The following is a 16,004-nucleotide window of genomic DNA, read 5'->3' as shown; positions in this document are numbered from 1 at the left end:
AAATTCCCCGTTTCCAGCATCCGATTTTTACTGCCAGACGCCTGTTTGACAATTTTTAAACAATTATCAAGATTTATTTAACAATACTGCTATTGATTGCTGTATTCTCTGACTAAAATTGCTCAGCAAAAAAGCCATCCATTTATTCACTGTTGGATTATTGATGACGCCACTTGCATTTATCCAGTAAGATGACACAAATTCAATAATATTAAAAACTAAATACATATGAAGTTTTTCTACACACACTGCCTTTTATGGTTACTACTGGCAGGTATCTACCTGGGATGCAGTGGTGAAAAAAGCCATGTCACCGTGGCCAAACCCTCTACGCCGGATTCGATTGATTATAGCTTTAAAATGGGCGTGAACCTGAATGAACAGGTGGACGTGGCCGATATGCAGGACATAGCAGACTCCAAAACCAAGTGGGTCAGGTGCTTTATAGAAGTCATTGACCTGTATAAAGCCGGTACTATAAATACCGATGCCAAAATTGCAGCGTATAACAGCCTAAAATCCAAAGGCTACAAAACTGTCCTGAGCCTTAAGTTCAACTTCTTAAAGAATGGATTTCCCGCCAAAGATGGCCAGGACTGGAATAACTATCTGAGTTTTATTAGCACACTGCTGGCCAAGGTAATGCCATATACCGATGTGCTGATTGTGGGCAATGAGCCATTTATTGAGGCGGCCCCTGCCACCTGGAATGAGCCGCTTAACAGCTTTTATAAGGAGGCCACGGATAAGGTACATACCTATTTTGAACAAAATAATATTGAAAAGCCTATTTTTCTGGGCGCCTTTGATAATATGTATCAAACCACCCAGCAGACCAACGCGGGCTATTTAAACCTCTTGGCCTTTGCCAAGGCTACTTCTTATCTGGCAGGTATCGACTTGCATATCCATCATAATAGTGAGGCAGAAATGACCAGTGCCCTGAATTTTGCGGCTTCAAAAATCAGGGCGGATCAAAAAATGCTAGTCACCGAATTTTCTTTGATGAAATACTGGCGTTCCTATAACGATTCTGCCATAGCGCCTGCGTTTATCAAAGCAGCTGAAGCCTCCGCTTCTGACAGCATTGAGCTTCCGCCCTCCAGTGTCACCAAAAACTATCAATATATCGATTATGCATTAAAAAATCCGAGGCCCGCCCAGGAATGGTATGCCTTCTGGGCTAATTCCCCGTATCTGGCTGCTAAAAGCAGTTATTTATGCACGGCCTATCAGTCCTTTCTGGCCACGGGGAACGTCTACTTAAGTTTTTATGCACTGCGCCAATCCTATCCCGACAATACGGACTTTACAGTTAGCACCGATCCCTGGGTATTAAACGGATTATTTCTTAACCGGTCCGTCCAGCAGGTCAACGGGCGCAACCAAAAGTCCTATAGCTTTTTAGATCAGTTTCAAAAAATTGCTGAAAACGAAAACCCTTGCCAATAAAAAATCACTAAAAACAAAACATTCACACTATGAACCCATTAAAGTTAAGGCAGAAGTATCCGCTACGAAGCCTGGTGCTGCTACTAACGCTACTGGTATTTAGCAACCTTGTTCAGGCCCAGTCCACTGAGGTCAGTGGCCAGATCACCAATACCCAGGGGCAACCCTTAAATGGTGCCACCATTTCTGTAAAAAACACGCAGATCCATACCCTATCCGACGCTGAGGGTCATTTTACCATACAGGTGCCTGATCAGAACACACAGCTCGTTATTGATTTTGTCGGCTATAATAGTCAGCAGATAGACCTCAATGGCCGTAGCCATCTTAGCATTGAGCTAACCCAGGGCGACCAATCCCTGTCTGATGTCGTGGTCATTGGGTATGGCACGGTTAAAAAAAGTGATCTAACTGGCTCTGTGGCCTCTATTGAATCCAAAGATCTGACAAAAGGCACCAATATAAATATGCAGCAGGCCTTACAAGGCCGGGTAGCCGGGGTGCAGATTTACCAGAAAAGCGGTGAACCAGGGGCTGCCATGAGTGTTCAGATTAGAGGCATTACCTCCATTACCGGTAATAATGCCCCTTTATATGTCATTGACGGGATGCCTGTTAATGATGCCGTCGCCATTGGCTCTGCCAGTCCGGGGGGAACGACCAGTAATCCCAATGACAGAAACCCGCTGAACACCTTAAATCCATCGGATATCGCCTCCATCGAAATTTTGAAAGATGCCTCCGCTACAGCTATTTACGGTTCCCGTGGCGCTAATGGTGTTGTTTTAATCACGACAAAAAAAGGCGGTGCCGGCAACTTGAAGGTCAGTTATGACGGATCCTATGGCAGGCAACAGGTGAGCCATACCCAAAAATATATGACGGGAGATCAGTATACGGAAGCACTCAATGGCATTATCAAAGATGGCAATCTTAATACCAGTAATTACCCCGAAGTAACCGGCGATAACTACAATACTGACTGGCAGCAGCTGCTTTTTAGAAAAGCCTCCATTCAATCTCATGACATCTCTTTTAGCGGCGGAAACCCCACCACCAAATATTATGTATCTGCCGGGTATTTTGGTCAGGATGGGGTCATGCTGAAATCAGGTACCCAGCGCTATAATGTCAATGTTCATTTAGATATTAACGTTCCTCAGAAATATAACGTAGGTGTCAGTCTGGCTACTTCTTATATGAAAGACCAGTATAACGCTACGGGAACAGGTCTTAATGACAACGGAAGCGCCTTATATATGGCACAAAATTATGACCCGACCGCACCTGCCTACAATGAAGACGGATCTTATTACAGATCTCCCCTGATGGCGCCTATGGATAACCCGCTGGCTGTCATTAACGGGCAGTATTCTACCGGAGAGACATACCGCACTTTCGGGAACCTGCATGGGGAATATTTCTTTGCCCCTACCTTTTCTGCCAAAGTAAGAGTCGGCGCCGACGTGAATGACGCACAGAGGTATTTCTGGATTGATCCATCTACGCTCACCGGTGCTTCTTATAATGGATATGCGGATGTCCGGGACGGGAAAAGAGGCTATTATCTGCTGGAAGGAACTTTTAATTACAATGAAAGCTTTGGAAAACATAAAATAAATGCGGTGGCTGGGGCTACTTATGAAAAATACACCTCCAGTTCTCTGGTGGCCAGTGCCCGGTCCTTCGCACTGGCAGATCTGACCTATTATGCCCTGGGAACCGGAGACCAGACCCTCAATGAGGTCGGCAATGGTAAACAGGAGAATATTTTAATTTCTTACCTGGGACGTGTCAATTATTCTTACCTGGACCGCTATTTACTGACCGCTTCCATCCGCGCGGATGGGTCCGCCAGGTTTGGCCCCCAGAACCGGTACGGCTATTTCCCTTCCGCCGCCCTTTCCTGGAAAATCAAACAGGAGTCCTTTATGAAAAATGTAGACGCGATTTCTGATTTAAAACTCAGGGCGAGCTATGGCGCTATCGGTAATCAGCCGAATTCCAATTACCTGTATTTATCGACCTATGCAGCAGGCAGAGATGCGGTCTTTGATGGACAGCGCGTCAGCTCTATCGCTCCATCCAGAAGCCCGAATGTTTACCTGCAATGGGAATCCGCCAGACAAACGGATATTGGACTTGACTTTAGCCTTTTCTCTTCTAAGCTGTCCGGCACCATCGACTATTATAACAGAAAAACGTTCAATCTGCTGTACGATATCCCATTACCGCTGAGTTCCGGATTTGGTTCACAGACCCAAAATGTAGGCTCTATGCGCAACCAAGGTATTGAATTTGCGCTCAATAGTACGCTTGTCGACCAAGGCGATTTTAAACTGGACGCCAGCTTCAATATTACGACCCTGAAAAATAAAATTCTCAGCCTGGGTGGCCAGGATCAGGTCATCGCCTCGGGGCCCGGCAGTATCGGAGATTATAGCATCTTAAAACCAGGAGAGTCCATGGGTTCTTATTACGGTTATGTGGTCACAGGAGTCTGGCAGACCAGTGATGACTTTACAAAGGCGCCAGCTGGTGTAAGACCCGGAGATCTTAAATACAAAGACCTGGACAGCAATCAGGTCATAGACGGTAGCGACCGGGTCATCTTAGGCAATTCCCTGCCCGACTTCTATTACGGCTTTAATGTAAACGCCAGTTATAAAGGCTTATCGCTCAATGTCTCTTTTGAAGGCTCTCATGGTGCTAAGATGCTTAATAGCAGTCTGGTAGATTCTTATTATCCGGTGGATTTCCGTAGAAATAAACTGGCCGATCTTTATTTAAATAGATGGACCCCGGAAAACCCTACCAATGAATATCCTTCCTTTATACCTGGAGATGTGCAAGGACTTAAGAATGTTACCAATAAGACTGTAGAAGGCGCGTCTTATTTGAGGCTGCAATCTGTCCAGCTTTCTTATAATGTTCCACTGGGGCGCCATAAGTTTATCAATAGTGCGACGGTTTATATTAGTGGTCAAAACCTTTGGACCATTACCAATTATTCTGGCGCTGATCCAGCCGCCAATGCCATTGGCAGCAACATCAATAAGGTAGACTATAACACTTATCCCATGACAAGAACCTTTACCGGTGGCCTAAATATCCAGTTTTAATTCCATAAAATTAATAAGATGAAAAAGATATTCATATATATAATCCCTGCCCTATTGCTTTTAGGGTCCAGCGCCTGTGAAAAGGACCTGGATGTAACACCTTATTCGGAATATGCACCGGGCAATGTGTTGACAACCGAGAGCGGCATTAAATCTTTACTATTCTCGGCTTATGCCCAGCAGCAGACCCAGCAGAACTCCCGCTTTGTCATTAATAATTCTGAGATGTGTACTGATATGGCCTTCAATTCCGGCGGAGCAGAAAACGGCCAGTTGGTGGAAATTATCAATTTTACCTGGGATGCAAACTTAGGCACGTTTCAGGCAGATATCTGGGCTCCTAATTACCGGTGTATCCGCGATGCTAATGGTGTTATTGAAAACATTGACAATGTCAACACCACAGATGACAATAAAAAACTCTATAAAGCGGAAGCGAGGGTGCTGAGAGCGTACAGTTATGCCACGCTCTATAGTTTCTTCGGGCCGGTTCCATTAAGAACCTCTACCAGCCAGCCAGGCGATCTGGCCAGAGCTACCGATCAGGAAATGAAAGATTTTATTGCCTCAGAAATCACGGCTTCCATTCCTGATTTGCCTGATCCTGGAAAGGAAGAAGCATTTGGCAGATTTAATAAGGGGGTTGCCTATGCTATATTAGCGAAATTCTATCTTAATACAAAGCAGTGGCAAAAATCGGCGGATGCCTGTCAGGCCATCATGGACTTTAATTATTATTCTACCACGCAATACGCTTTCAAAGACTTGTTCAGAGTAGAAAACGAAGGCATGAGCAATAAAGAAATGATTCTTGTGCTGCCCTGTAAAAACGAGGTCGATTTTGGAAACTGGTTTATGGCAGGGGCCCTGCCTGCCGGTTTTAAGCGCACAGATCAGGTTCCTGATTTTATTTACCAATCGACTATGTCCAACTTCGCCACCCAGTACCGGCTCAGGACTGCTTTTGTCAACACCATGGACCCTGCCGATAAACGCAGAAACCTTATCTGCACCAGCTACATCAACAATGCGGGCAATACAGTTAATATATTGGATGGGGACAATGCCCGTAGTTTCAAATACTGGGACAATACCACCATTGGCAACAACAGCGGTAATGACGTACCTATCTACCGTTATGCTGACATTTTACTTTCCAGGGCAGAGGCGCTTAATGAACTGAGCAGCACCCCACCCCAGGAATGCTTCACCTTGATTAATCAGATCAGAACAAGGGCTGGACTGCCCAATCTGAGTTCAACAGATGCACCTGACCAAAAAAGTTTCAGGGAGGCTATTTTCAAAGAGCGAGGTTGGGAGTTTATCTCTGAAGGCAAAAGAAGAGAGGATTTAATACGCCAGGGAACGTTTATTTCTTCCGCTTTAGCCAGGGGCATCCCTGCCGCCCAGGCCACAACCGATAGAGTTTTATTTCCGATTCCTCAATCAGAGATTCAGGCCAATAAGCTTTGTGAACAAAATCCGGGTTATTAATCATAGTCGGTCGTCAAGTTTTGGGATGGAAAATAGGGGTATCACGGACATACCTGCGCACGGGCAGGTATGTCTGACCCCAAAATTTCTCACCCCACACTAAACCCACTTAACAAAGACCCTTTTTAATGTGATTAATTTTCATTATCCTTTTAGCCAGGTTTTACTATTCTAATGCCGCCTATACCCCACAACCATCCTTTAACCCTTGCATTCAACCTGATCTGAATACAAGAAAAATTACGCGTAAAAACACATGCCTCATCCACAAATATATTCTGCAACGCCTTATTTTAAAAAGCGACCTTTTCCCTTCATGTTGTGTATCACATTTTTATTAATATTATGTAGCGCCTGTGGTACGAATACGCAAAGCAGGACAAAGCTGGCCTATAGCGACCCGGTTGCGCCCGTCGGTGATTCACTATTGACCGTTCCCCAATCTATTCACCCAATCATGAATGTCTGGATGCGGGACACTTATGTCATGCTGGGGCCTGACAGCAATTATTATATGACAGGAACCACGGCCAGCCCCAACCGAATATTTGAAGGCGCTACCCACTGCTGGGATTATAATGACGGCATTTATTTATGGCAATCCACTGATCTGAAACACTGGAAATCTCTGGGCAGAATCTGGTCCTTTGACAAGGATGCCGCCCCCTGGCAAAAAAAAGGGAAACCCATAAAAGAAGGTACAACATCACTGAATGGTGACCCACTGGACTCCATGTACAGAGCGGTCTGGGCCCCTGAAATTCATTATATTAAAAGCAGGCATCGATGGCTGATTGCCGCCTGCCTCAATGAAGGGCAAGGGTCTTTCGTATTAGAAAGCACGACGGGAAGCCCCACCGGACCTTATATCAATATCAAAGGCAATAAGGACAAACCCATTTTTGACAATATCGACTTAAGTATTTTTGAGGATACCGATGGGCAGGTTTATTTAGTAGGACATGATCACTATATCGCCCTTATGAACAGTGACCTCAGTGATATTGCTGAACCCTTTAGAAAACTAAAAGAAACCCCTTATCAACCAGAGCCGTATATTGAAGGCGTATGGCTGACAAAACACGATCATACCTATCAACTGGTACAGAGTGTATGGTCTGTATTAAAACCAGACAGTACCTATTCTTACATCAGAGACGGCCACAAAGACAAGGGACTGTACAGTTATGACGTTGTAGTCGCAGAAGCTGATAGCATTTACGGACCTTACGGTCCCAGGTATCCAGCCATTCTGGGGGGAGGCCATAATAACTTTTTCACCGATAAAGCAGGCAATTGGTGGTCAACAGCGTTCTTTAATCCCAGAGGTATGATGGCAGCGTCCTTCCCTATCACCTGCCGTCCGGCGCTCATTCCACTTCAATGGGTAAATGGCAGAGTCAGGCCAGACATTCAGGCCGCTACATCCTTCTATTCAAATTTAAAGACAAAATAATGCGCGTAAATAAAATCCTTGTGATCTCTGCTTTTTTTCTATTAAGCATCCATTCGCTATTTAGTCAGCAACTAGGGCTGAACTTTAACCATAATCCGGAAAATATAGATTTTAAATACCTGCAAAAGGTTCATCCAGACTGGATTAGAACCACTCCCAGAATTCTGGATTATGTAGACGGCCTACTCTGCGTCCAACATAACCCAGCCATTGAAAACGTAATAAAGGCAGCAAAAGCCGGCTATAAGATTGTCTTTGGATTCAGGTGGGACTTTAAAAAAAGAAAACTACGTCTGCCTGTCCCAGGATCAGCATCGGAACAGCAATATTTTAAAATGGTGGACAGCATTTTAAATGAGGTGGGGCCTTATATTAAAATATTTACGCTGGGCAATGAGCCCAATTTAGAAACCATGCGGGTTGATTTGCAATATAATCCGCAACACCAGGTGCCCTTAATTATATTTACCAATCGTCTTATGCAACACGTGATTGCTTTTTACAAAAGACAGCCCACTTGGACAATGCCCCAAATATATGCAGGTTCACTGCCTGCTCTTTTTGAACAGCAAATGCAAAAAACACCTGGTGTAATCGAGCTGATCCGTTTTGCACAAATGAATAAGGCCGTAACCGGTCTGGCCATTCATTTACATATAGAAGACACCCTAGACATACAAAAAGCTTTTACTTTCGCCCGCAACCTTATGCCTGAAAAGCCGATTATCGTACCCGAGTTCTCCTTATTCAGATTATACAATCGGCATTTTAAAGACAGCATTGGCATCAATGAAAAGGGCGCTGATTTTCTACAAAAAAATAATCTTCCGGCAGGTCTTACCGTATATCAGTGGCTTACCCTTGTCAATAATGGCAAAATCCCATACCCGCAATGGAATCAGCTATTTAATAGTCAGCCCTGGTATATCCCTCATTATTTAAAAATTTATTACCGATATTTCCAACAGTACGGTGTTGTTCTGGCGACTTATCCGTTACTGCAACAAGGTTACGCTAAAAATATAACCTCCCGTACCCCTTCCTGGTTCTTAAACCCTTTGTTCTTACAAAAATCATTTGGCAAAGGCCCTAAGGGAGATTACTATACCAACCCATTGGTATATAAAGATTTTATAGAATTATTAAAGCAGGGCAGACAAAAACAGCAATAATCTTTATGTGTTCTACAGCCCTGTAAATATACGAGCCGGTAATCAATACTATTGAAATATTAACCAATTCTAAATAGAGCTGTCTTACGCGCTATAATTGGTAACTTTAAAAGGATAAAATATCAGGCATCCGTATAACAGAAAAAAAACTGGTTTTGAAGCAATGGATATAAAATTACGCCTTTAAAAAGAACTTACTTGTTACCGGTTCCACAACCAGGTTCTCCATCATAAAAAATAAAATATCATGACTCAAACAATGCGCTTTCCCAAAAAAATGATGACCTATGGATTAGGATGGCTCCTTATGTTTTTTTGCGGCCTCAGTACAAAGGCCCAAAACAATACCAACAGGTCAAAGAGCTATACCAATCCCGTCTTAAATACCATTTTTGCAGATCCAGCCATCATAAAAGCGCCGGATGGATATTTTTACGCCTACGCTACCCGGACCTGGCATGAGCAAAAAGAAATGATCCATTTACAGATTGCCAAGTCAAAAGACTTGGTTCACTGGCAATATCTAGCAGACGGCATGCCGGTTAAACCCAGTTGGGCAGATAGAACAACCGAGTTTTGGGCACCGGATATCCATTATGACCCTAAAAGCAAAACCTATTATCTCTATTTTGCATCTGGTCAAAACGGCAGTAAAGAACATTGTATCGGCATTGCAACTTCCAGGTCACCTGAAGGGCCATTTACGGATATCGGCGCGCCACTCGTTTGTGGCAGATCCTATACCCATATAGACCCCATGGTATTTCATGACCCCAACACTAAAAAATCCTATCTTTTATGGGGTTCAGACAGAGCTCCCATTCAAATGCAACAGATGCAGGACTGGACACATCTCGCACCCGACAGCAACCCTATAGACCTTATCATACCAACAAATAAAAAAAACAATTACGACAATATGGTTGAAGCGCCCTGGCTCATTTATAGAAAGGGTTACTATTATTTATTCTTCTCAGGCGATAATTGCTGTGGTCCTAAGGCTCATTATGCAGTCATGGTAGCCAGATCAAAAAATGTAGCGGGTCCTTATACAAAATTTGAGGGCCTGGACGGTTCCGGCAATGGGGTTATTTTGGAACTTAATGACCATTGGGATGCTCCAGGACATAACGCTGTAATTACCACTAATAAGGGCAAAAAATATTGGATGTTATACCACGCCATTGATCCAAAAGACCGTTTCCAAAGCCAAAAAAGTCCGGTCGGATTAAAATTTGACAAAAGAGTCATGCTCCTGGATGAAATTTACTTCAAAGGTGGCTGGCCAAGGATCAAGGGCAATAGTCCTTCTTTTACGCAAAGGCCAGCACCGGCTATTAAGTAACACCGAATAAAGTAGTTTTTCCATCAATAAATACCTGTTATGCAATTAAAAAATTCAATCTCTTTACTGTTGGGTGCCCTGGTCGCCTTGGGCACGAGTTCCTGCAAAAATGCAACGAAGCAGACAGTAAATACGAAGCCTAATATCATCATTATCTATGCAGATGATTTGGGATACGGAGATTTAAGCTGCTATGGCGCTACGGGTGTACAGACACCCAACATCGATCATCTGGCCAAAAACGGTGTGCGTTTTACCGATGCGCACAGCACCGCTTCTACCTGTACCCCTTCCAGATTTTCGGTACTGACAGGCAGTTATGCCTTCCGTAATAATGCCGCCATATTGCCCGGCAGTGCTCCTTTATTAATCCGTCCCGGAACACCTACCCTGCCGGCCATGTTTCAAAAGAACGGGTATAATACAGCCGTTATTGGCAAATGGCATCTAGGCCTGGGTGATGGCACTCCCACCTGGAATGACCAGTTGCGGCCCGGCCCCTTAGAAATCGGCTTTAATTACTCCTTTATTGTACCGGCTACGCTCGACAGGGTACCTACCGTATTTGTAGAAAATCATCAGGTTGTAGGTCTTTCTACATCCGACAGCCTGTCTATCAGTTATGACCATAAGGTCGGGAATTTACCAACAGGTCTAGAACACCCTGAGATGACCAGAATGCTGGCTGATTCTCAGCATAGCGGTACCATCATTGACAGTATCAGCAGAATTGGGTTTATGACAGGCGGAAAATCCGCCTGGTGGAAAGATGAAGACATCACCGCTACAGTAGTCAGTAAAGTCAAAAACTATATTCACCAAAACAAGCAACATCCATTCTTTTTGTATTTTGCGCCTACCGATGTTCATGTTCCCAGGGCCCCGAATGCAAGGTTTAAAGGTGCCAGCAAGATGGGACCTCGTGGAGACGCTATCGCAGAACTAGACTGGTCGGTGGGGCAAGTGATAGATTATCTTAAAAAAGAAGGACTAGCAGACAATACCCTGATTATTTTCAGCAGTGACAACGGCCCTGTATTGGATGACGGTTACCAGGATCAGGCGGAAGCGCTTGTGGGATCAGACAGACCCTGGGGGCCATTTAACGGCGGCAAATACAGTGCTTTTGAAGCTGGGACCAGGATGCCAACCATTACCTACTGGCCGGGGCACATTCAACAGACAGTCAGCAGTACCCTATTTAGTCATGTTGATTTTTACGCCTCCCTGGCAGATTTAATTGGTTATAAACTAAACCCCGGCGAGGCACCAGACAGTTATGATATGTTACCCGTTATTATGGGCAAATCCAGTAAAGGCCGGGAGTCGATGCTGGAAGAATCCTATACCCTTTCTTTAAGAGCCGGCAATTATAAATACATTGCCCCTCAAACAGCCGCCATACCAGACTGGATGAAAAATAAAAAGATCCCTACCGGGCTTAGTAAGGCACCACAGCTATACGATTTGTCGACAGATACCGCCGAACATAAAAACCTGGCAGCCATCCATCCAGACATAGTCCAGTCCATGCAGCAAACAATAACCGGTATCCAGCAAAAAGCAACCCGGCCTGGTTACCAGAATCATTAAATGTTCCCGTACTTCCAATCTTTACCTAAATTCTTACTATGCAAAGAAGAAATTTTTTAAAAAACAGTGCATTAGCCTCCCTGGGACTGACGGCCTTGCCATTTGTCTCAAAATCACAGACAAACAGCCCATTAGCATCAAAAATAAAGGATAGTTTTACTCCCTTAGCACCACAGATAACGACACCGAGGGGTGCCATTTATATCCCGGCAAAAGCCTATAATACCTGGCAGCAATGGAAGGAATATAACCAAGATATTACCCTAAGAGATTTTGGCTATGCCAAAAGCATTGGTCTTAACTCCCTGAGAATCTGGCTTAGTTATGAATATTGGCTGGAGAATCCAAAAAGACATGAACAGTGCCTGGAAATGATGCTACAGGCAGCTGATAAAAGTGGCTTTAAAATACTGCTGGCCTTATTTGACAGCTGTGGCGTAGATAATACTGCAGAAGCCAGAAAAAATAAAGACCCCAAAACAGCAGTAGCCGTTATGTCTCCGGGACTTGCCATCAGCAGAGATCCGAAGCGCTGGCAGGAGCCTACTGCATTTGTTAACCGAATTATGGATCTACATGGAACGGACAACAGGTTACTGGCCATCGAAGTAATGAATGAGCCTGGGCTTGCGAACGGCAGGCTTTCCATGACCAGGCATTTGTTTAAAGCGGCCAAGGAGAAACAAAAATCTATTCCGCTTTCTGTGGGATCTTTACCTGGGATGGAAAACTGGGGGCATTTTATGGATCTGGGTATAGATATTTTACAGTTCCACAATAACTATCCAACAGCGCTTCCAGCCTTCAAAAGAGACCTCGCAATGGCAAAGGAAGTTGCCCAGGTACTAGGCAGGCCACTTTGGATTACAGAATGGCAACGGCTGCGACCGGCTGGCAACGGCTGGAACCAACATGCTTTACCCAAAGAGCAATTATACCCAAATTTTAAAAGCCTGGCCAGTCATGTCAGAGATGCAGCAATAGGCAATTATTTTTGGTCTCTTATGGTAAAACCAGCCTACCTGACACCACAAAGGAATATTGGTACCATTAATGGCCTGTTTTATGAAGATGGTTCCGTTTTTAGCCTGGCTGATGCCAGATCTATCTCCAATAATCCTGGCTTTAATGCAAAAGAGAAAGGCCAGATGTAGATAACTGGCGTATATCCTAAAGAAACGTAGCCATTGCTTTTGGAAAAAGAGTTGATACGTAGCGGATAAGGCCCTGTATTGGTTTTAAAAGAATAATCAATACAGGGCTTTTGATTAGGCGCCTTTTATTAAACAGAGTCCCGATAATCCTTTAAATTTACAGCGAGATACATGCATTTGCAAAACCTATTTTCGGTTATCCGTAGGTTCAATTCTAATCATTCATTATATGAATACAGATTCAAGAAGAGATTTTCTAAAGAAAGCGACCCTGGCTGGATCAGGCATATTCGCAGGGTCATTATTAGCCAATACCGGTAGCAATAATCAACTACCTGTTGCTAGTACCGTTCCAGCTAAGGATCCACTAATTATTGCTCACCCCAATGCCCTACCTATCAGCGGCACCTTTCTGGATGAAATCTCTCATGATATCCCTCACCAAAACTGGGGTGAAAAGCAGTGGGACCAGGATTTTAAACACATGAAGGCTATAGGTATTGATACGGTCATTATGATACGCAGCGGTTATAGAAAATTCATCACCTATCCATCTAAATACTTACTCTCTAAAGGCTGCTATATGCCTTCAGTAGACTTACTAGATTTATTTTTACAGTTAGCCGAAAAATATCAGATGAAATTTTATTTTGGCTTATATGACTCCGGCAAATACTGGGATACCGGAGATATGAGCTACGAGGTTCAGTCCAACCAATATGTAATTGACGAAGTGTGGGAAAATTATGGCCAGAAATACAAAAGTTTCCAAGGCTGGTATATCAGCGGCGAAATAAGCCGTCAAACCAAAGGAGCAATCAGCTCTTTTCATGCGATGGGTAAACAATGTAAAGATGTTTCCGGAGGGTTGCCTACTTTTATCTCTCCATGGATCGACGGGAAAAAAGCAGTTGCAGCCGCTTCTGATCAATTATCCAAAGCATCTGCTGTTTCCGTAGCGCAACATGAAAAAGAATGGGATGAGATTTTCAGTGGCATCCATGACGTGGTGGATGCCTGCGCATTCCAGGACGGTCATATCGATTACGATGAACTGGATGCTTTTTTTGCAGTTAACAAAAAACTGGCAGATAAATATAAAATGCAGTGCTGGACCAATGCAGAGACGATTGATCGAGACATGCCTATTAAATTTTTACCGATTAAATTCGATAAACTTAGGCTCAAGCTAGAGGCGGCCAAACGCCAACAATATGACAAAGCCATTACATTTGAGTTCTCTCATTTTATGAGCCCGCAATCGGCTTATTTGCAGGCAGGTCACTTATATGACAGATATAAAGAGTACTTTAAAATTTAAACCCTTACCTTTAGTAGTGAAAAATAAGCCGGCATAAGCTGGGGGTTAACTACATCATATAGTAAAAAATAAGTCATGGAAGACAATCAAATAACCGATCCTCTCGAAGTGATATATAGTTCACAATCAAATACTGATGTAATAGGTGCAAAAAATTTTCTGGAGTCAGAAGGCATTCCCACCTTTATGCAAAACGAAATCGCTGGCCAGCTTTACGGCAACATAGCAGACATCCCTAAATTACTCGTTAAACAAACTGATTTTGAAAAGGCCCATGCATTGCTGATAACTGGTGGGTATTTGCCTGGCTAAAATTTCATACATGTAGTTTCTAAAGCGCCCTACAGCATTAATGCGACTTGCTGATGGTAAATAAATGTTTGCAAACCTAATCAATTAGAGCTGATCAGAAAATAAACAGATAAACCAGTTACCCTTAAAACAAGTCTTCTAATTTTACTTCATTCTGAATCAATTCCAAATAGTTTTCATTATGATTAACCCCGAATGAGGTAATCATAACTATCATCACTGATTTTCTTGTTTTCGATTCTTCAATAAAGCGCGCCCTTTTGTTTCTGAGTTCATTTGCATACTTTTTATCAATGGTGAATACACTTTCTGAAAACTTTATTTCGCATAAATTAATGACAAAATCCCCTCTTTCTATCAATAAATCAATCTGAGCACCCTCAGCCTCCTTATTACCACTCTTCCAAGAAGAGGAATTTGTTTGAATAGCTCGCAATCCCAACGCTTCCTTTATTTTATGAAGATGTTTAAGACAAACCCGTTCAAAAGCCAGTCCACTCCAGCTCTTCCAGCTTGCTGTCGCTGCAATCTTATGCCAGCTTTCCATCCCACTATGTTTTTTATTTTCCATAAACTTCAAGTAGAATAAGGAGAATTCATCACCGACCTTATATAGATTGTTTGCCTTTTTTAAATGATAGGGCCTATATGAAGCAATAAAACCTGAGGCTTCCAATTCATCCAATAAAACACTTAACCCACCTCCAGATGACATATCTAATGATTTTGCAATTTCTGATCTTGAAAATCCGTTTGTGTTTTTTGCCAATAACTTAATAACACGTATGTATTTTCCCGAATCCTCAAATAAAGATTGGTAAAGGCTTTGAAATTCATCGATTAAAGGTCCGTCTGGGTCAAAACATAATCTATCAATAGCCTGAGCGACGCTTTCTCCCCTTTTCAGTAATTTAAGATAGGCTGCAATGCCCCCGAGTGCCATATAGATTTGGGCCATTTGAAAATGTCCTAACTTTATATTTCTTGACCTCAAAAAATCTTCCGTTTCCCCTAAAGTAAATGGCTTTAGATTGATTCTCTGGGTAATCCTATTGTGTAACCCCCCTCTGTTATAAACAATATTGCGAATCATCCATGCAGCGGCTGACCCACAAATGACCACGATAAGATAGTCTTGCTTATTTCCCCAACTATTCCACCAATGATCAAACGCTGACAAAAAGCCTGATCTAGGTGTGTTAAGCCAAGGGAACTCATCTAAAAAGACAACTTGTTTCCCATTGTGAGTCCTGGCCTTGAATTCGAGATGCTTGGATAGCTGAAAGAAAGCATCCGACCAAGAATTAGGTGGTGTGATTGCCATAGAGGAACCATACTGAATCAGTGCCCTGCTAAAATTGGTCAACTGAGTCTTTAATGCTCCTTTATGCTCTCCCACAATTTCAAAGGTCATTGCCTTATTCATCACTTCCCGAATAAGAAATGTTTTACCTATTCTTCTGCGACCATAAATCGCCACAAGTTCAGCCTCCTTAGATTCGAATAAGGCTTGCAAAATGTCAATCTCTTTTTCTCTTCCAACCAAATTATTCATACAAATCTATTTATCAATTCATTAGAAA

11 protein-coding genes are annotated in these 16,004 nt (G+C 43.1%); 10 read left to right on the top strand and 1 reads right to left on the bottom strand.

The genetic code is table 11. The features are described from left to right. The first annotated feature begins 228 nt into the window (after positions 1 to 228). The 10 genes from BLU80_RS07600 (at position 229) to BLU80_RS07555 (ending at position 14,421) form a co-directional block, all read left to right on the top strand. A complete protein-coding gene (locus tag BLU80_RS07600; RefSeq protein ID WP_091396043.1) occupies positions 229 to 1,452 on the top strand; it encodes a hypothetical protein in 1,224 nt (407 codons plus the stop codon). A 29-nt stretch (positions 1,453 to 1,481) separates the two neighbouring features. Continuing rightward, positions 1,482 to 4,574: a SusC/RagA family TonB-linked outer membrane protein gene (locus tag BLU80_RS07595; RefSeq protein ID WP_091396041.1), complete on the top strand. Its 3,093-nt coding sequence runs from the start codon at positions 1,482 to 1,484 to the stop codon at positions 4,572 to 4,574. An 18-nt stretch (positions 4,575 to 4,592) separates the two neighbouring features. Further along, a complete protein-coding gene (locus BLU80_RS07590; RefSeq protein WP_091396038.1) occupies positions 4,593 to 6,068 on the top strand; it encodes a RagB/SusD family nutrient uptake outer membrane protein in 1,476 nt (491 codons plus the stop codon). A gap of 316 nt (positions 6,069 to 6,384) precedes the next feature. Beyond that, on the top strand, positions 6,385 to 7,524 hold the full coding sequence (locus tag BLU80_RS07585; protein ID WP_091396036.1) for a family 43 glycosylhydrolase: 1,140 nt from the start codon (positions 6,385 to 6,387) through the stop codon (positions 7,522 to 7,524). Then, a complete protein-coding gene (locus BLU80_RS07580; protein WP_091396034.1) occupies positions 7,524 to 8,696 on the top strand; it encodes a hypothetical protein in 1,173 nt (390 codons plus the stop codon). The genes BLU80_RS07585 and BLU80_RS07580 overlap by 1 nt, the downstream gene beginning before the upstream one ends. A 247-nt stretch (positions 8,697 to 8,943) precedes the next feature. Beyond that, the gene (locus BLU80_RS07575; protein WP_091396031.1) at positions 8,944 to 10,041 is read left to right on the top strand and encodes a glycoside hydrolase family 43 protein; all 1,098 of its coding nucleotides are present in this window, start codon (positions 8,944 to 8,946) and stop codon (positions 10,039 to 10,041) included. 39 nt (positions 10,042 to 10,080) lie between these two features. Further along, positions 10,081 to 11,634 (top strand): sulfatase family protein, encoded by a 1,554-nt coding sequence (locus tag BLU80_RS07570; protein ID WP_091396028.1) that lies wholly within the window; start codon positions 10,081 to 10,083, stop codon positions 11,632 to 11,634. 38 nt (positions 11,635 to 11,672) lie between these two features. Continuing rightward, positions 11,673 to 12,788, top strand: coding sequence for a hypothetical protein (locus BLU80_RS07565; protein ID WP_091396026.1), 1,116 nt, complete (start codon positions 11,673 to 11,675; stop codon positions 12,786 to 12,788). A 229-nt stretch (positions 12,789 to 13,017) separates the two neighbouring features. Continuing rightward, complete coding sequence (locus BLU80_RS07560) at positions 13,018 to 14,109, top strand: DUF4434 domain-containing protein (protein ID WP_091396023.1); 1,092 nt, start codon at positions 13,018 to 13,020, stop codon at positions 14,107 to 14,109. 75 nt (positions 14,110 to 14,184) lie between these two features. Continuing rightward, positions 14,185 to 14,421 carry a putative signal transducing protein gene (locus tag BLU80_RS07555; RefSeq protein ID WP_091396022.1) on the top strand — a complete coding sequence of 79 codons (237 nt, stop codon included), beginning with the start codon at positions 14,185 to 14,187 and terminating at the stop codon, positions 14,419 to 14,421. A 124-nt stretch (positions 14,422 to 14,545) separates the two neighbouring features. On the opposite strand, the gene BLU80_RS07550 is transcribed toward BLU80_RS07555, so the two are convergent. Continuing rightward, positions 14,546 to 15,976, bottom strand: coding sequence for an AAA family ATPase (locus tag BLU80_RS07550; RefSeq protein WP_091396019.1), 1,431 nt, complete (start codon positions 15,974 to 15,976; stop codon positions 14,546 to 14,548). Positions 15,977 to 16,004 lie beyond the last annotated feature (28 nt).

Origin of the sequence: Arachidicoccus rhizosphaerae, from assembly GCF_900107765.1 — a bacterium.
GTDB classification, from domain to species: domain Bacteria; phylum Bacteroidota; class Bacteroidia; order Chitinophagales; family Chitinophagaceae; genus Arachidicoccus; species Arachidicoccus rhizosphaerae.
The sequence above is the reverse complement of the archived record's forward strand: the minus strand, read 5'-3'. Positions and strand labels throughout refer to the sequence as shown.